This is a genomic window from Streptomyces sp. NPDC086147 (assembly GCF_040702165.1).
Taxonomy (GTDB): Bacteria; Actinomycetota; Actinomycetes; order Streptomycetales; family Streptomycetaceae; genus Streptomyces.
In genome coordinates, this window is sequence record NZ_JBFBJO010000032.1 from 1 (window position 1) to 17105 (window position 17105).

Annotated in this window: 14 protein-coding genes; 6 read left to right on the forward strand and 8 right to left on the reverse strand. The window is 73.3% G+C overall.

Annotated features, from left to right (window positions below; translation table 11 throughout):
• Positions 1-131: acyl-CoA dehydrogenase family protein (locus AB0398_RS32715; RefSeq protein WP_277952960.1), on the forward strand; the 131-nt coding region annotated here is incomplete at its 5' end.
• Positions 132-191: 60 nt separating this feature from the next.
• Here the strand turns inward: AB0398_RS32715 and AB0398_RS32720 are convergent.
• Positions 192-1463: an LCP family protein gene (locus tag AB0398_RS32720; RefSeq protein ID WP_366379305.1), complete on the reverse strand. Its 1272-nt coding sequence runs from the start codon at positions 1461-1463 to the stop codon at positions 192-194.
• A gap of 130 nt (positions 1464-1593) precedes the next feature.
• On the opposite strand from AB0398_RS32720, the gene AB0398_RS32725 reads away from it, so the two are divergent.
• Positions 1594-2127, forward strand: coding sequence for an acyl-CoA thioesterase (locus AB0398_RS32725; RefSeq protein ID WP_366379306.1), 534 nt, complete (start codon positions 1594-1596; stop codon positions 2125-2127).
• A 54-nt stretch (positions 2128-2181) separates the two neighbouring features.
• Here AB0398_RS32725 and AB0398_RS32730 read toward each other — a convergent pair whose 3' ends face one another.
• Complete coding sequence (locus AB0398_RS32730; RefSeq protein ID WP_366379307.1) at positions 2182-3555, reverse strand: LCP family protein; 1374 nt, start codon at positions 3553-3555, stop codon at positions 2182-2184.
• Between the two features lie 263 nt (positions 3556-3818).
• Here AB0398_RS32730 and AB0398_RS32735 point away from each other — a divergent pair, with 263 nt between their 5' ends.
• Positions 3819-4838 carry a glycosyltransferase family 2 protein gene (locus AB0398_RS32735; protein ID WP_366379308.1) on the forward strand — a complete coding sequence of 340 codons (1020 nt, stop codon included), beginning with the start codon at positions 3819-3821 and terminating at the stop codon, positions 4836-4838.
• 79 nt (positions 4839-4917) lie between these two features.
• On the opposite strand, the gene AB0398_RS32740 is transcribed toward AB0398_RS32735, so the two are convergent.
• The 4 genes from AB0398_RS32740 to AB0398_RS32755 form a co-directional block, all read right to left on the reverse strand.
• A complete protein-coding gene (locus AB0398_RS32740) occupies positions 4918-6630 on the reverse strand; it encodes an LCP family protein (RefSeq protein ID WP_366379309.1) in 1713 nt (570 codons plus the stop codon).
• A 92-nt stretch (positions 6631-6722) separates the two neighbouring features.
• A complete protein-coding gene (locus tag AB0398_RS32745) occupies positions 6723-8459 on the reverse strand; it encodes an LCP family protein (RefSeq protein ID WP_366379310.1) in 1737 nt (578 codons plus the stop codon).
• 267 nt (positions 8460-8726) lie between these two features.
• Entirely contained in the window at positions 8727-9953 is a 1227-nt protein-coding gene (locus tag AB0398_RS32750; protein ID WP_366379311.1) for an LCP family protein, read from the reverse strand.
• Positions 9954-10209: 256 nt separating this feature from the next.
• Entirely contained in the window at positions 10210-10962 is a 753-nt protein-coding gene (locus tag AB0398_RS32755; protein ID WP_366379312.1) for a TIGR03089 family protein, read from the reverse strand.
• 137 nt (positions 10963-11099) lie between these two features.
• Between AB0398_RS32755 and AB0398_RS32760 the strand changes: the two genes are divergently transcribed.
• The 3 genes from AB0398_RS32760 (at position 11100) to AB0398_RS32770 (ending at position 14823) form a co-directional block, all read left to right on the forward strand.
• Positions 11100-12623, forward strand: a complete 1524-nt coding sequence (locus AB0398_RS32760; RefSeq protein ID WP_366379313.1) for an N-acetylmuramoyl-L-alanine amidase — start codon at positions 11100-11102, stop codon at positions 12621-12623.
• A 105-nt stretch (positions 12624-12728) separates the two neighbouring features.
• The gene (locus AB0398_RS32765; RefSeq protein ID WP_366379314.1) at positions 12729-13811 is read left to right on the forward strand and encodes an NDP-sugar synthase; all 1083 of its coding nucleotides are present in this window, start codon (positions 12729-12731) and stop codon (positions 13809-13811) included.
• 37 nt (positions 13812-13848) lie between these two features.
• Positions 13849-14823, forward strand: a complete 975-nt coding sequence (locus AB0398_RS32770; protein ID WP_366379315.1) for a DNA-3-methyladenine glycosylase 2 family protein — start codon at positions 13849-13851, stop codon at positions 14821-14823.
• Positions 14824-14842: 19 nt separating this feature from the next.
• Here AB0398_RS32770 and AB0398_RS32775 read toward each other — a convergent pair whose 3' ends face one another.
• Together AB0398_RS32775 and cofD are read right to left on the reverse strand one after the other, a co-directional pair.
• Positions 14843-16147, reverse strand: coding sequence for a coenzyme F420-0:L-glutamate ligase (locus AB0398_RS32775; protein WP_366379316.1), 1305 nt, complete (start codon positions 16145-16147; stop codon positions 14843-14845).
• The gene (gene cofD, locus AB0398_RS32780; protein ID WP_366379317.1) at positions 16144-17100 is read right to left on the reverse strand and encodes a 2-phospho-L-lactate transferase; all 957 of its coding nucleotides are present in this window, start codon (positions 17098-17100) and stop codon (positions 16144-16146) included. The genes AB0398_RS32775 and cofD overlap by 4 nt, the downstream gene beginning before the upstream one ends.
• Positions 17101-17105 lie beyond the last annotated feature (5 nt).

The window sequence follows — 17105 nt, forward strand, 5'->3', positions numbered from 1 at the left end:
AGCTCCTGGGCGGCTACGGCTACACCCGCGACTACCCCGTCGAACGCATGATGCGCGACGCCAAGATCACCCAGATCTACGAAGGCACCAACCAGGTCCAGCGCATCGTCATGGCCCGCAACCTCCCGTAGGCACGAAGAAGGGCGCCCCCGTCACCGGGCGGGGGCGCCCTTCCCGTACGTCCGACGGGGTCAGCGGTTCGACTCGACCGTGACCTTCTCGTCGTTCCTGATCTGCTCGACGAGCTGCTTCACCTTCGGCATGTCCCACTTCAGGGAGCCCTGCGGCGCGGCGCCCGCGATCGGCATGTTCATCGACCTGCCGTCGCCGCCGCTGATGCCCTTCATGGCGAAGAACATCTTTCCGAGGTCGTACAGCGACATGTCCTTGTCCACGACCAGCGTGTCCAGACCGGCGCCCAGCGTCGGGTAGAGCGCGAACGGGTTGAGGATCGTGCCCGGCGTCGCCGCCTGGTTGGCCAGGGCGGACAGGAACTTCTGCTGGTTCTTCGTCCGCTGGAGGTCCGACTCGGCGAAGGCGTACCGGGTCCGGACGAAGGCCAGGGCCTGCTCGCCGTTGAGGGTCTGGGTGCCGGCCTGGAAGTCGGCGCCGGACTTCTTGTCCTTGAAGCCCTTCTCGATGTTCAGCTCGACGCCGCCGAGCGCGTCCACGATGTTCGCGAAGCCGGCGAAGCCGATCTCCGCGTAGTGGTCGATGCGCAGCCCGGTGTTGTACTCCACGGTCCGCACCAGCAGCTCGGGGCCGTCCATCGCGTAGGCCGCGTTCAGCTTGGAGCCGCCGCGCGCCGGGAACGCCTTGCCCGACTCGGAGCCCACGAAGTTGGGGATCGTCACCCAGGAGTCGCGGGGCAGCGAGATCATCGTGTTCCCGCTGGAGCAGGCCGCGAGGATCATCATCGAGTCGGTCCGCTTGCCCTCGGCGGAGCCGGTGTGCAGCTTCTTCTTCTCCTCGGCCGACATGCCCTCGCGGCTGTCGGAGCCGACGATCAGGTACGTGGTGCAGTCGCCCTCGGAGGGGCGCTCGATGACCTTGGAGAGGTCGACCTCGTTGCGCATCTGCGAGCTCGCCCAGGCATACGTGCCGATGCCCCAGGCGAGGACGGCGACGAGGAACACGACCGAGCCGACCTTGATCCGCTTGCGCCAGTCCGGGGCGGGGCCGGTGCCGGAGCCGCCGGGGCCCCGGGGCGTGTACTGCGGGGGGATGCCGCCCCGGCCGTCGCCGCCTCCGCCCTGGGCGCCGCCGTAGACCTGCCCGGTGTTGTAGCCGGAGTCGTAGCCGGTGCCCTGCGCCTGCGTGAAGCTCGGGTTGTGGCCCTGGTCGTAACGGGGCGGCTGCTGCGGAACCTGCGGGCGCTGCACGTGGCTCATCCTGCGGGGACCCTCGGGCTGGGGGTTCGCGGGGCCGCGGCCGTATCCGCCGTCATCGGGCCAGTCATTCATGCGGACCAGTGTGCCGGGCGGGGGTTTCCGGGCGACAGACCGGGTGGAGGATCGGGGCGGTGCTGTTGCCAAGCTGATGCAAAGCGGACCGAACGGGGGCGTCGCGGAGACCCGGCATAAGGTGGAGGGCATGACAGATCAGGGCGATATCCCGGGCAAGCCCACCTCGGCCTCCCGCACCACCCTCAGCCACATCATGACCAGCCACGACACCAACCTCCTCGGCACGGTGCACGGCGGCGTGATCATGAAGCTGGTGGACGACGCGGCGGGCGCCGTCGCGGGCCGGCACTCGGGCGGCCCGGCCGTGACCGCCTCCATGGACGAGATGGTCTTCCTGGAGCCGGTCAGGGTCGGCGACCTGGTGCACGTGAAGGCCCAGGTCAACTGGACGGGCCGGTCCTCGATGGAGGTCGGCGTGCGGGTCATGGCCGAGCGCTGGAACGAGTCGACGCCCGCCACCCAGGTCGGCTCCGCCTATCTGGTCTTCGCGGCCGTCGACGCGGAGGGCAAGCCCCGCCCGGTCCCGCAGGTCGTCCCGGAGACGGAGAAGGACCGGCGCCGCAACCAGGAGGCCCAGATCCGCCGCACCCACCGCCTGGCCCGCCGCCAGGCGATCAAGGAGCTGAGGGAACGGCGCGTGGCGGAGGGGTACGAGGACTGAGGGGTACGGGGGCCTGCGGGTGCGGGTGCGGGTGCAGGTGCGGGCCGGGTCCGTCTACGGGCACACCACCTGGTCCCCCGTCACCGCCTCGAACGGCTTCTCCGGCTCCTCCGCCCGCACCGCCCGCACCCCCTTGTAGTCCGCCCCCACGACCACCCGCATCGTCCCGCCCCTGCCCGCCACCGCCTTCAGCTCCGCGCCCGGCAGGGCCGCCGCCAGGGACTTCGCCGAGCGGTCCCAGCGCGGGTCGTACTCCACGACCGTGCGCTCCCGCTCCGCCCCCGGCTCCGTCCTCGGCGCCCCGGTGGTGGCGAAGCCGGTCCCGCGCAGCGCGTCGTCGGCCTTCCGGCCGAGGCCGACCCTCCGGGTCCCGTTGTAGACCTGCACCCGGACCGTGTCCGGCTTCACGTCCACCACGACCTCCTTCGGCGCCTTCGCCGGGGCCGGCGGCTTCGCCGAGGCAATCGGCCGGTCCTCCCGCAGCGCCTGGAAGAGCCGCTGCGCCCTGGCCGCGTCCCACTTCACCGTCGAACCGATGCCCTTCACCGGGAAGCTCATGTCGCCGACCGGCACGGACATGAACTCCGACGACGCGGGCGTGAAGCCGCGCATCGCCTTGGAGAGCGAGAGCATCTGGTCCGTGCCGAAGCCCTCGTCGGCCCGCACGGAGCTCAGCATGCTCGTCGCCACCGCCCGGAACCGCACCGGGTTCAGCAGCACCCCGCCGCTCGTCACCCGCTCGACGAGCGCCGCCACGAACCTCTGCTGCCGCTGCATCCGCCCGATGTCGGCGGCCCCGTCGATGTGCCGGGAGCGCACGTACTGCAGGGCCCGCCCGCCGTCCAGCTCGTGGGTGCCGGGGGCCAGGTCGAGCCCGGTGTACGCGTCCTTCAGCCGCTTCGTCGTACAGATCCGCACCCCACCGACCGCGTCCACGGTCCGCATGAAGCTGGTGAAGTCGACCTCCAGGTAGTGGTCGATCTTGACGCCGGTCATCGACTCCACGGTCCGCACCGTCAGCGCGGGCCCGCCCTCCGCGTAGGCCGCGTTCAGCTTCACCGGGTGCGCCTGGTGCTTCTGGCCGCTGACGAGGTCGGTGTGCTCGGGCATCTCGGTGTACGAGTCGCGGGGCAGGCTCACCACGCTCGCCCGGTCCCGGTCCTGGGAGATGTGCACCAGCATCACCGTGTCGGTGCAGTTGCAGGGCGCGCCGCCGAGCCGGTACTTCGCCCGCTCCTCCGGGGTGATCCGGTCCCGGCCGTCCGTGCCGACGACGAGGACGTTCATCCCGTGCCCGGCCTGCGGCCGGTTCTTCATGTCCTTGAAGGGGTCGACGCGGGTGAGCCCGGTGTCCAGGCCGGTCACCAGCGCGTGCCCGATCCCGCCCGCCGCGAGGACCGTCACCGAGAGCGCCGTCGCCATCCGCATCCCCCACCGGGGCCGCCTCCGCGGCCGGCGCGCCGGTACGCGGCGGGCGGCGGGCCGGGGACGGGGCGTGCGGTGCGGTGTGGGCACGGACGGACACCTTCGCGGGTGGGACAAGGGGGCCGTGAGCACCGTAGGCCCATACGATCAGCGCAAGGGGGCGCCACCCGTGCGGCGCGCACCCGTGTCCCCCGTTCGCGGTAACGTGGCGGACGAAAACACCGTCTCCGTCTCGCGGGGGACGCCCCCCGCACCGCCGAGGAACCATGCTGCCCCCCGTCTCCGTGATCATGCCGGTCCTCAACGAGGAGCGGCACCTGCGCAACTCCGTCCGCCACATCCTGGAGCAGGAGTACGACGGCGAGATGGAGGTGGTGATCGCGCTCGGCCCGTCCACGGACCGCACCGACGAGATCGCCGCCGAGCTCGTCCGCGAGGACCCCCGCGTCAAGACCGTGCCGAACCCCACCGGCCGTACGCCCGCCGCCCTCAACGCGGCGATCGGCGCCTCGCGCCACCCGATCGTGGTGCGCGTCGACGGCCACGGGATGCTCTCCCCGAACTACATCGCCACCGCCGTGCGGCTCCTGGAGGAGACCGGCGCGCAGAACGTCGGCGGCATCATGCACGCCGAGGGCGAGAACGCCTGGGAGGACGCGGTCGCCGCCGCGATGACCTCGAAGATCGGCGTCGGCAACGCCGCCTTCCACACGGGCGGCGAGGCGGGCCCCGCCGAGACCGTGTACCTGGGCGTCTTCCGCCGCGAGGCCCTGGAGCGACAGGGCGGCTACAACGTGGAGTTCATCCGCGCCCAGGACTGGGAGCTGAACTTCCGCATCCGCGAGGCGGGCGGCCTGATCTGGTTCTCGCCGGAGCTGCGCGTCCAGTACCGCCCCCGGCCCTCGGTGAGGGCCCTCGCCAAGCAGTACAAGGACTACGGGCGTTGGCGCCACGTGGTGGCCCGCTACCACCAGGGCTCCATCAACCTCCGCTACCTGGCCCCGCCGACCGCCGTCTGCGCCATCGCCGCCGGCGTGCTCGTGGGCGCCCTCGTCACCCCGCTCGGCTTCGTGGTCCCGGCCGGCTACCTCGCCGCGATCACCGCCGGCTCGGTCCCGGCGGGCAAGGGGCTTCCCCTCAAGGCGCGCCTCCAAATCCCGGTGGCCCTCGCCACCATGCACATGTCCTGGGGCTACGGCTTCCTCACCAGCCCCCGCTCCCTCGCGAAGAGGGTCATCGCGAGCCGCCGCCCGGCGGTGACGGCGGGGGAGGCGGAGACGGTCTGACGACCGCACGCGTCCGTGTGAACGGCGACGGCCGGACCCCGGAAGGGGCCCGGCCGTCGCCGCGTTCGGGGGTACGGGGTCAGCTCTTCCCGTCCCACTGGTAGACCGAGTAGACGTCCATGCAGTCCGCCTTGTCGTCGGCGCCCTCGGGCAGGTCGCCCGCGGTGTGCGTCGGCCTCTTGTAGACCGCGCCCTCGCGCCAGTCGGCGCCGACGATGAGCTTGATGCCCTCGGCCTTCACGTCGATCCGGACCGCGGACTCGGGCAGTCCGAGGGCCACGGCCACCGCCTGGGCGTTCGCCTTGCCCTTGTCGCCGTCGGCCTTGGGGTAGACGACCACGGTGTCCTTGCGGGGGCCTCCCTCCGCGGAGGATTCGGCCTGCGTGAAGCCCTTGCCCCGGAGGGTCTCGGCCAGCGTGCGGGCGCGGCCCTCGACGGCCGGATCGCCGTCGCCGTCGGTGCCGTTGACGATCGTCACGCCGTAGGAGGCGGGGGCGTCGGCGGGCACCGCGGGCTTCGCGGGGGCCGTCGGCTTCGGCTTGCCGCCGTTCTTGTCGTAGGCGACGTCGTCACGGAGCATCGTCCACATCTTGTCGGCGGACGCCGGGACCATCTCCAGCCACGCGTTGGGGTTGGCGGGGTAGGGCTTCGTCGGGATCGTGGCCGTCGTCAGGCGGTCGATCTTGACGTTCTTGAGCTGCATCGACAGGTCGAAGAGCTTCTTCACGCTCTTGATCTCGTCGGAGACCTGGAGGGCCCGCGTGGCGGTGTCGGCCAGGCCCATCAGACGGCCGGTGTCGGTCCAGGCGTTCTGGCTCTGGAGCTTCTTCATCATGCCGTTCATGTACATGTGCTGGGCCTTGGCGCGGTTCTGGTCGCTGCCGAACGCGTGCCGGGTGCGCAGCCACTGGAGGGCCTGCTCGCCCTGGACCTCGGTGGTGCCCTGCTTCAGCTTCAGGCCGGAGCCGCCCTTCACCTCCCGGGTCGACTTGTCGTGGACGCCGGTCTTCACGCAGACCGGGACGCCGCCGACCTCGTCGGCCATCGCCACGACGCCGGCGAAGTCGACCATCATCCAGTGGTCGACGTAGACCCCGGTGAGGTTCTCCCAGGTGGTGAGGGTGCAGCCGGGCCCACCGCGCTGGAGGCTCTCGTTGATCGGCCGGTTGGTCGTGGCCGGGAAGGTCGTGCCCTTCTCGTCCTTGCACTCGGGGATCGGGACGACCGTGTCGCGCGGGATGGAGACGATCGAGGCGTTCTCCCGGTCCGCCGAGATGTGCAGCAGCATCTGCACGTCGGCCAGCGGCTTGCGGTCCCTGTCGTTCTTGCCGCCGCCCAGGGCGACGTTCTTCTCGTTGCTCCGGTCGTCCGAGCCGATCATGAGGATGTTCAGCGGGGTGTCGCCCAGCGCGTTCGGCGCGGCCTTCTTGACGCCGCTGTTGCCGCCCGCGCGGCTGCCGCCGCGGATGTTGCCGTTCAGGTACTCGTAGTACAGGTATCCGGCGCCGGCCGTCCCGAGTATCAGCACCGCCAGGGTGACCGCCACCCAGCGCAGCGCCCTGCGCTTGCCGGTCTTCCCGTCGGTGCCCTTCCGGGGGCGCCGCCGCGAGCCGCCGCGGCGGTTGCCGCTACGCGCGTCACCGCCCGCCGCCGCGCCCCGCCGCCGTTCCGCGCGGGTCTCCCCGCCGGAGGAGCCGTCGGCGGACTCCGTCCTCCCGGAGGACCCGGCGCCGGTCGCCTCGCCGGCTCCGTGCAGGTCGTCGTCCCAGCCCAGTTGCCGGGCGCGCGGCACGCCTCCCCGCGTTCCCTCCCCACGCACGCTCTTCTGTCCCACCCCAGGTCCCCTCGTGAATCAGGCGTGCGCCGCGTCCCGGTGTTCCCGGGTCACTTGGCGCACACCTGCTGGTCGGCTGCTACCTTCTCGACGTCCGGCGCCTTCACCGGTCCGCTGACGGGCACCCCCGCGCCCTTGAAGTCGGCGCCGAGGACGAGCGTCATGGGCTCGCGTTCCCCGGCGTCCTGCGTGCCAGGCTTGAGAGCCGTGGCGGGCAGACCCATCATGTCCGCGAGCGCGCGGGCCTGATCGGCCTGGTTCGGTGCGTAGGTGAGCGTGGTCGTCGCCGCCTTCTCGGGGGCGTTGCTCTTGTTGGTCGAGCGGAGCACGCCCCGGTCGTTCTGCAGCCAGTTGAGGGTCGACTGGGCCGCCCCCTGGACGCCGCTGCCGTTGTAGACGTCGACGCGCACGTCGGCGGCGGTGGCCCGCGTGCCCTGGAGGAGCGCGGCCTGCGCCTGCGTCTGCGCGTTCTTGGCGTCCTGCTCCTTCTTCTTCACCTCGGTGAGCGAGGTGTCGGACCGCAGGACGGCGAAGAGCTGCGGTGCCAGCGTCGGGTGCGGCACCACGGTGACCGGCTTGGGCTCGTCCGGGTTGTCGATGACCGGCAGGGTCGTGAACGCGATGTTCTTCGCGTCGATCCCGGAGAGTTCCCCGGCCAGGCCCTGGAGCTTGGAGAGGGACCCTATGCCCTTGTCGACGGTGAGCGCCTTGGTCGCCGCCTCGGCGAGGTTCAGCAGCTTCGTCGGGCTGGTGAGCGTCTCGTCCGACTTCATCTGCCGGATCATCGACCCCAGGAACTGCTGCTGGACCTTGATCCGGTCCAGGTCGCTCTTGTTGCCGAAGCTGGAGCGGGTGCGGACGAAGGCGAGCGCCTGCTCGCCCTCGATGAGCGACTCGCCGGCCGGGAGCTTCAGGTGCGACTTGGGGTCGTCCACCGGCTTCTCGACGCAGACCTTCACGCCGCCGACGGCCGAGGTCAGCTCCTTGACGGCGTTGAAGTCGACCATCATGAAGTGGTCGACGTCCACGCCCGTCAGCTCCTTGACGGTGCGCATGGTGCAGCCGGGGTCGCGGCCGTCCTGGCCGAGGCTCACGTTGAAGCGGGCCTTCCGCTGGCCGGGGATGGTGAGGACCGTCCCGTCGGGCTGCCGGGTCTGGCACTCGGGGATCGTCGTCACCAGGTCGCGCGGGATGGAGACCGCCGTGGCGTTCGTCCGGTCCTTGGCGACGTGGAAGAGGATCGTGGTGTCCGCGTGGCCGGGGCTGTTGGCGTCGCCGTAGCCGCTGTTGCCCGCGCCGGTCCGCTTGTCGGTGCCGATGACCAGGACGTTGAAGGCCTCGCCCTTGCGGAAGCCCTTGCCCTCGACGCCGATCGGGTCGACGACGCTGATGTTGCCGTCGAGCTTGTTGTAGAGCAGGTACGCGCCGGTGGCGCCGCCCACGAGGACGAAGGCCATCGCGCCGCCGGTCCACAGCAGGACCTTCTTCTTGCGGGAGGCGCCCTGCTTGGGCCTGCGGCGGCTCGCGGGCGCCTGCTTGCCGCCGCGGCTCTGCTCGGGGACCCGGCGCCGGCGCTGGCCGGGGACGGGCGTCTCGGTGGCGGTGGCGGTGCCGCCCTCGGAGGTCTCGGCCCCGGCCGCGGCGGAGGGGCCGTGGGACCGGGACGGAGCCGCCGACTGCCCAGCGGAGCGGTCCAGTCGCAGTTCGTAGTTGCCCGTCTGCGGGTTGAGCACCCACTGGTCGGCGGGGTCGATCTCGTCCGCCCGTCCACGGCTGTGCGCGTCCACGGTTACTCGAGTCCTCCGTCGGTGCCACGCGAGGCGCCCTCCCCCCGGGCGCCGCTTCTCGGTCGTTCGATCCCTGGTGAGTGTGACGACCACGTGGTCGGGGTACACCGGATCGGGTCACACTATCCGCCCAGTTCAGCGCGGGGCGACGTCCGTGACAAATTCCACGCGCCTTACAACCGGGCAATCCGCTCAAACCGCATCCCTCTTGCCCCTCCCCTTGGTTCACCCTTTACCCACCCGCCCCGCGCCCCGCCGCACCCCCGGTCAGGAGCACACGCCCTCCGCCGCGTTCCGTCCGGTGAACGTCGGCGTCGGGGCCGGGCTCGGCGTCACCCCCGCGTTCTCGGGCTCCCGCTCCTCGTCCTTCGCCCCGGGCTCCACCGCCACGGGCTCGTCCTCCCGCAGCTGTTCGAAGAGCTGGTCCGCAGCGGGCTGCACCAGTTCGTCCCGGTTCGCGTTGTACGAGTACGGGCGGCGGGGGACCGTGAGGAACTGCACCCGCTCGGTCGGGATCGCCCGCATCGAGCGCGCCAGGTCGTACAGGTCCCGCAGCGAGTCGAGCCCCGCGTCGGTCGTGATCGACTTCGTGGCCGCGTCCAGGACCGGATAGAGCCGGGCCGGGTTCAGCAGCACCCCGTTGCTCTGCACCTTGTTGACGAGGGCGCCGAGGAACTGCTGCTGGCGGTCCATGCGTTCGGTGTCGCTGCCGTTGCCGAGCGACTTCCGGGCGCGTACGAAACCGAGGGCCTGCTCCCCGTGGAGCGTCTGGCGCCCCGCCGGCAGCTTCAGGTGCGCGTCGGCGTCGTCCACGGGCTCCTTGAGGCAGACCTCCACCCCGTCCACGGCGTCCACCATCTTCTTGAAGCCCTGGAAGTCGATCACCATGTGGTGGTCGATCCGCGTTCCGGTCAGCTTCTCGACGGTACGGATCGTGCAGGCCGTGCCGCCGACCTCGAAGGCCAGGTTGAACTGCGCGAACTGCTCCCGGGTGCGGGACCCGTCGGGCTTGCGGCAGCCCGGGACCGTCACCATCAGGTCGCGGGGCAGGGAGACGGCGGTCGCGCTCCGCTTCCCCGCCGCGAGGTGCAGCAGGATCACCGTGTCGGAGCGCTGGGTGCCCTTGTCCCTGCCGTACCGCTCGTTCCCCTCGCCGGACCGGGTGTCCGAGCCGATGAGCAGGATGTTCCGGGCGGCCGAGGAGTTGGCGGGCGGCCGCTCCTTCTCGTACCTGCGCAGCTCGTCGGCGGCGGTGGTGTCCGTGGTGATGTTGCCGTCGAGCTTCCGGTAGAACCACCAGCCCGCCCCGGCCGCGCCGAGCAGGACGACCGAGACGCCGAGGGCCGTCCAGCGCAGCCAGTGGCGGCGGGGCTTCCCGGGGGCGGGCCCCTCCGGGGTGCCGGCCGCCGCGTCCTCCGCGCCCGTGGCCCCGGTCGCCCCGTCCCCGGGCGCCGGGGGGTCCGGTTCGGCGGGCGTGCCTGCGCGGTCCGTCACGTCTGCGTCCGTCCTTCGTGGCGTCGGCGGCGCGTCGGACGGCCGCCGGTCGTGGAGGAGGACGGCCGGGCCCGACGCGTGGTGGTGCGGAAGGAGAGGACTCCCCCCGGCCGATCATCCACCGGACCGGGCGCGCGAACCCGGGGACCCGGCCCGTCGCTGGGCCGAACGGGTGCGGTTCGGCGGGTGCCGGGGGCAGCGGGTCCCATGGCGCGGCGGAGCTCACGGAGCGGCCGGGTTCATGGCACGGCCGGGTTCAGGAGGCGGTGTCCGTCACCCGCTCGCTCTCCACCCGCTTCTCGAACGCCTCGGGCGCGAGCCGGTCCAGGTTCCGGCAGAGGACCACCGAGCCGCCGGCGGCGAGCGGCGCGTACAGACCGGTCGAGACGCCGGTCCAGTCCCCGTAGCCGAGCCCGGAGAGCAGCCGGGAGCCGGGGCCGAGGCCGAGCGTCGCCGCGTCCACCCGGGCCTGCTCGACGAGTTGGACGCCACTGCGTTCCGTACCGTCGACGACCAGGGCGGGAGCGTCCGGATCGACCGGTACGAACGGGGCGAACCGGTCGCCCTGGCTCGGCACCTCGACCGCGTAGTCCGCGTAACCGGCGGGCGCGACGGGGAACCGGCGGCCCAGCGGCGCCAGGGAGAGCGCGATCCGCTCCCCGGAGCAGGCGAGACCCGCCTCAAGGGTCTCCGGACCCGCGACCACGACGTCCGCGCCCGAGGGGTCGCCGCCGAGCTCGACGGTCACGCCCACCGAGGAGCAGGCGAGCAGCCAGACGGCGGTCTGCCAGTGCGCGGGCAGCAGCAGCGCGACCCGGTCGCCGGGTCCGGCGGACAGCTCGCCCTGGATCAGGTTCGCCGTCTTGGCCACCCAATTGGCGAAGGTGGCGACGGACAATTCCACCCGTTCACCGGTGGCGTCGTCGTAGAAGGTGACCAAGGGGCGGGCGGGGTCCGCGGCGAGCGCGGATCGCAGCAGGTCGGCGGGGGTGCGGTCGCTGGCGTTCACGCCCGACAGCGTACGCGGGAGGGCCCGCCGGGGTCCGCCGTACCGGTGACGCCGTCCACCGGTCGGACCGATCGGCCGCCGCTTTCCGGGCGGTGTCCCGCCGCGCGGAACGGCCCGGCGGTACGCACGATCGGCCCATGCGTGCCTCACTCGCCTCCTCGATCGCCGTCACCTGCGCGGCGGTACTCGCCCTGCCGGTCTCCTCCGCCGCGCCCGCGGCGGCCGAGGTGCTCGGGCAGCCACCGGCGGCCTCCGCGCTGCCTCCCGCGCCCGACCTGCCGGGCTCCACCCAGTCCCTGCCGCTCGCCCCGCTGGGCCCCTCCTCACGGGCTGGCGGCTCGGGGGAGCAGGGGCTTCCCCGACGCGACGTCAAGCCCTTCTCGCTCGTGGGCGTGGTCTGGGACGACCCCAGGGTCCCGCTGCACGGCACCGTGCAGGTCCGCACCCGGGCCACCGGCACGGACACCTGGTCGGAGTGGCAGGACGTGGAGACCCACAACGACGAGCACGGGGCCGACCCGGACAGCGCGGAGGGCTCCTCCCGGGCGCTCCGCGGCTCCACGGCCCCGCTGTGGGTGGGCGACTCGGACGGCGTCGAGATCCGCGTACGGGCGGACGCGGGCCGGACGGGCGGCGCGTCGCCGCTCCCGGCCGGCCTGCGCCTGGAACTCGTGGACCCGGGCGAGGGCCCGGAGACGGCGCCGGACACGGAACCGGTCCTGGAGACGGAGCCGGGCCCGGAGCCCGAACCGGTCGCGGACACCGGTCCGGTCGCCGACGGGACCGCGGAGACGGTCGCGGACACGGAACCGGTCGCGGAGGCCGCCCCGCCGAGGACCCGCACGGCCGTGGCTCCGGAGACCCCGCTGCCCCCGGTCGTCACCGTCCCGGCCACCGCCCTCTCGCTCGCTCCGTACGCCGGGCCCTGGCTCACGGCCCTGTCGAAGGAGGCGGCCGAGGCCGTGGCCCCGTACCTGCCTCCGTTCCTGCCCCGCACCCCGGCGTCCGGGTCCGAGGCGCAGGAACCGGCCCAGGCGCAGCCCGCGGCCGCGCCGTACATCGGCCCCCGCCCCGCGATCGTCACCCGCAAGGGCTGGGGCGCGGACGAGTCGATCCGCGAGAAGACCTTCGTCTACACGAACACGATCAAGGCGGCCTTCGTCCACCACAGCGCCACCGGCAACAACTACACCTGCGCCCAGGCGCCCTCCGTCCTGCGCAGCATCTACCGCTACCACGTCCTGAGCAGCGGCTGGCGTGACTTCGGCTACAACTTCGCCGTCGACAAGTGCGGAAACATCTACGAGGGCCGGGCGGGCGGCGTGGACAAGCCGGTGCTCGGCGCCCACACCCTCGGGTTCAACACCAGCACCATGGGCATCGCCGTCCTCGGCACCTTCAGCACGACCGCCCCGCCGGCCGCCTCCGTGACCGCCGTCGCCCGTCTGACCGCCTGGAAGCTCGGCCTCCACGGCATCAACCCGGTGGGATCGGTCACCCTGACCTCGGGCGGCGGGAACCTGTACGCGAAGGGCAAGAAGGTCAAGTTCCACGCCATCGCCGGACACCGTGACGGATTCGCCACGGACTGTCCCGGATCCCTTCTGTACGGCAAGCTCGGCACGGCCCGGACGAGCGCGGCGTCGTACCAGGGGAGGTAGCGGGGACCACCGGGGCAACCCTCTGCATAAACTGACCGGTCATATCGCAGGGACGACCGAAAACGGACGTGCCGACGGCCCCGGACAGGAAGCAGAGACGACAAGGTGACAGAAGCGATCCTCCTGGTCGGTGGCAAGGGAACACGGCTGCGGCCCCTCACGGTCAACACGCCCAAGCCCATGGTCCCGGCGGCAGGCGTCCCCTTCCTGACGCACCAGCTCGCCCGCGCCCGCGCCGCCGGCGTCGAGCACATCGTGCTCGCCACCTCCTACCTGGCCGAGGTCTTCGAGCCGCACTTCGGCGACGGCTCCGACCTCGGCCTGAGCCTGGAGTACGTCACCGAGGAGGAGCCGCTGGGCACCGGCGGCGCGATACGCAACGTGGCCTCGCGGCTGCGCTCGGGCCCCGACGACCCGGTCCTCATCTTCAACGGGGACATCCTCACGGGCCTCGACATCGGGGCCCTCGTCGACACCCACGCCTCCTCCGGCGCGGACGTCTCGCTCCACCTCACCCGGGTCGACGACCCGCGGGCCTTCGGCCTCGTCCCCACGGACCCCACCGGCCGCGTCACGGCCTTCCTGGAGAAGCCGCAGACGCCCGAGGAGATCGTCACCGACCAGATCAACGCGGGCGCGTACGTCTTCCGCCGCTCGGTCATCGACACCATCCCCACCGGCCGGCCGGTCTCGGTGGAGCGCGAGACCTTCCCGGAGCTCCTGGCCTCCGGCGCCCACCTCCAGGGCATGGTCGACTCCACGTACTGGCTGGACCTCGGCACCCCGCAGGCCTTCGTGCGCGGCTCCGCCGACCTGGTCCTGGGCCGCGCGCCCTCCCCGGCCGTCCCGGGCCGCTGCGGCGACCGCCTGGTGCTGCCGTCGGCGCGCGTCGCGCCGGACGCCAAGCTGACCGGCGGCACGGTCGTCGGCGCGGACGCGGTGGTCGGCGAGGGCGCCCGCATCACGGGCTCCACGCTCCTCGCGGGCGCGGTCGTCGAACCGGGCGCGGTGATCACCGACTCCCTGATCGGCGCGGGTGCCCGCATAGGCGCGCGCACGGTCCTCAGCGGGGCGGTCATCGGCGACGGCGCCCGGATCGGCGCCGACAACGAACTCCGCGACGGCATCCGCGTCTGGTGCGACGCCACCCTTCCGGCGGGCACGGTCCGCTTCTCGTCGGACCAGTAGGGGGCCGGGCGGGGGCCCGCCCGACTACGCTCGTCCCATGGCCGGCCGCTTCCCCCAGAGACCCACCGCACCCGCGCGGACGGCCGGCCGCACCCCCGGGCCCCCGCCCCGCACCCGCTCCCTCCCCCTCCCTCCGGGGACGGACCTCGGCCTCACCCTCGGCCCCCTCCGCCGGGGCCCGGCGGACCCCGCCCACCGGGCGGCCCGGGACGGCTCGTTCTGGCGGGCCTGCCGGACGCCCGAGGGCCCGGGGACCCTCCGCGTCACCGCACGGGACGGCGTCGCGGAGGCGCAGGCGTGGGGCGAGGGCGCCGCGTGGCTCCTGGACCGCCTCCCCGCGCTGCTCGGCGCCGAGGACGACCCGGCCGCCTTCACGCCCCGCCACAAGCTGCTCGCCGCCGTCCACCGCCGCCGCCCCGGCCTGCGCCTCGTCCGCACCGGCCTGGTCCTGGAGTCGCTGATCCCGTCGATCCTGGAGCAGAAGGTCACGACGGACGAGGCGTACCGGGCCTGGCGGCTCCTGGTGCGGACGTACGGGGAGCCGGCGCCGGGCCCGGCACCCGAGGGCATGCACGTCATGCCGGACGCGCGCGCGTGGAGCCTGATTCCGTCCTGGGAGTGGCACCGCGCGGGCGTGGACGACAAGCGGGCCGCGACGGTCCTGCGCGTGTGCCGGGTGGCCCGCCGCATGGAGGAGGCCGCGGACATGGACCCGGCCGGGGCCCGCGGGCGCCTGGAGCTGATCCCGGGCGTCGGCCCCTGGACCAGCGCCGAGGTGGTCCAGCGCAGCCACGGCGCCCCCGACGAGGTCACCACCGGCGACTACCACCTGCCCGGCATCGTCGGCTGGGCCCTCGCGGGCGACCGCACGGCCGACGACGCGGCCATGCTCGACCTCCTGGCCCCCTACGAGGGCCAGCGCCACCGGGCCGCCCGCCTGATCCTCCTCAGCGGCCGGATCCCGCCCCGCAGGGCGCCCCGGATGACCCCGGGGAACATCGCGGCCCTCTGACCCCGGCCCGGCCGGCGGGTCAGCGCACCTCGACGAACTCCGAAGCCGTCCGCGCCGCCCGCTCCCGGGGCGGGGCCGCCGGATGGCCGATCGCCACCGCGCCGAGCGGGTCCCAGGCGTCCGGCAGGCCGAGGACCTCCCGTACGACGTCCCGGCAGAACATCGTCGAGGACACCCACGCCGAGCCGAGCCGCTCGCCCGCGAGCGCCACCAGGAAGTTCTGGACGCCCGCGCCCGCCGCGACCAGGAACATCTCGCGCTCGGCGGTGTCCCGGCGCGGGTCGCCGTAGTGGTGGGAGCCGTCCATGACCAGGCAGGGCACGGCCAGGTAGGGCGCGTCGCGCAGGATGTCCCCGCGCCGGACCCGCTTCGCGATCGACTCCTCGGACTTCCCGTCGCGCCGCAGGTCCGCGATCCACGCCTCCCGCATCGCGTCGAGCAGCCGCGTCCGCGACTCCGCCGACTCCAGGAGCACGAACCGCCACGGCGTCGTGTGGTGCGGGGCGGGCGCCGTCACGGCCGCGGCGACCGCGCGCCGCACCGCCCCCGGATCGACCGGCTCGGCCGTGAACTCCCGTACGGTCCGCCGCAGCGTCACCGCCTCCCGCACGGCCTCGGAGGTGCCCAGCCGGAACATGTCGTCGGCGGCGCTCCGCACGAGCGCGCGTGCCCCCGGCTCCCCGTCCCCGCCCACCACGTGCGGCAGGCCCCGGACGACGGCCACCGGGAGTCCGGCGGCCTTGCCCTTCACCAGGTCGCCGGCGGCGGCGAGTTCGTCGGCGGTGGCGACCACGGTCGCGCTCAGCGGGTTGCCGTGCGCGTCGGTCCCGCCGCGCAGGTCGTCCATGACCCGCACCCCGGCCGCCCCGATCGCCACGTCCGTGAGCCCGCCGCGCCAGGGGCGCCCGAAGGTGTCCGTGACGACGACGCCCACGTCCACGCCGAGCGCCTCGCGCAGCCCCGCGCGGATCCGGCGGGCCGAGGCGTCCGGGTCCTCGGGCAGCAGGAGCACCGTCCCGGCGGGGGTGTTGGAGGCGTCGACCCCGGCGGCGGCCATGACGAGCCCCTGCCGGTTCTCGACGATCCGCAGGGTCCCGCGCCGCGCCACCACCCGGACGGTCTCGGCGTCGATGGCCTCCTCGCGGTCGCCGGCGGCGACCACCCGCCCCTCCGCCTTGCTCACGATCTTGGAGGTGACGAGCAGCACGTCCCCGTCGGCGAGCTCCGGGGAGACGGAGGCGATCAGCTTGGCCAGGTCGTCCCCGGCCGCCACCTCGGGCAGCCCGGGCAGCGCCCAGACCCGGTACGAGGGGCCGGCGGTCACCCGCGTACCTCCTCGGCGAGCGCGAGGGCCTCGCGGGCCATCGCCGCCGTCGCGTCCACGTCCGTCATCATCAGCGGCACCGCCCGGCAGGCGATGCCCGCCGCCTCGACGTCCGCGACCGCGCCCGCGTCCACGGTGTCCACGAGCCAGCCGTCGAGCAGCTCGGAGCCGTAGTGCCGGGCCACCGCCGCCGCCGTGGACTCCACGCCCACCGCCGCGAGGACCTTGTCGGCCATGCCGCGCACGGGCGCGTCCCCGACGATGGGGGAGAGGCCCACGACCGGCGCCCCGGCCGCGGCGACCGCCTCGCGGATCCCGGGCACGGCCAGGATCGTGCCGACGGACACGACCGGGTTGGACGGCGGGAAGAGGATCAGGTCCGCCTCCGCGATCGCCTCCAGGACGCCCGGCGCCGGCTTCGCGGCCTCCGCGCCGACCGGCACGACGGCCTTCGCGTCGACGGAGGCGCGCAGCTTCACCCAGTACTCCTGGAAGTGCACCGCCCGCCGCTCGCCGTCGACCTCGATGGCCACGTGGGTCTCGACGCGGTCGTCGGACATGGGGAGCAGGCGCACGCCCGGCCGCCAGCGGGCGCACAGCGCCTCGGTGACGGCGCTCAGCGGGTAGCCCGCGCCGAGCATCTGGGTGCGGACGATGTGGGTCGCGAAGTCCCGGTCGCCGAGGCCGAACCACTCGGGCCCGACGCCATACGCCGCGAGCTCCTCCTTGACGGTGAAGGACTCGTCCGTACGCCCCCAGCCCTGCTCCTCGTTGATCCCACCGCCGAGGGTGTACATCACCGTGTCCAGGTCGGGGCAGACCTTCAGCCCGAAGAGATGGATGTCGTCACCGGTGTTGCCGACGACCGTGATCTCCGCGTCCGGCACGGCCTGCTTGAGGCCGCGAAGGAAACGGGCACCACCGATGCCGCCGGCCAGAACCACAATGCGCATGTACG

Bases quoted from the DNA above. Each gene is read 5' to 3' on its own strand.
- AB0398_RS32720 (WP_366379305.1), bottom strand. From the start codon at position 1,463: ATGAATGACTGGCCCGATGACGGCGGATACGGCCGCGGCCCCGCGAAC.
- AB0398_RS32725 (WP_366379306.1), top strand. From the start codon at position 1,594: ATGACAGATCAGGGCGATATCCCGGGCAAGCCCACCTCGGCCTCCCGC.
- AB0398_RS32730 (WP_366379307.1), bottom strand. From the start codon at position 3,555: ATGCGGATGGCGACGGCGCTCTCGGTGACGGTCCTCGCGGCGGGCGGG.
- AB0398_RS32735 (WP_366379308.1), top strand. From the start codon at position 3,819: ATGCTGCCCCCCGTCTCCGTGATCATGCCGGTCCTCAACGAGGAGCGG.
- AB0398_RS32760 (WP_366379313.1), top strand. From the start codon at position 11,100: ATGCGTGCCTCACTCGCCTCCTCGATCGCCGTCACCTGCGCGGCGGTA.
- AB0398_RS32770 (WP_366379315.1), top strand. From the start codon at position 13,849: ATGGCCGGCCGCTTCCCCCAGAGACCCACCGCACCCGCGCGGACGGCC.
- cofD (WP_366379317.1), bottom strand. From the start codon at position 17,100: ATGCGCATTGTGGTTCTGGCCGGCGGCATCGGTGGTGCCCGTTTCCTT.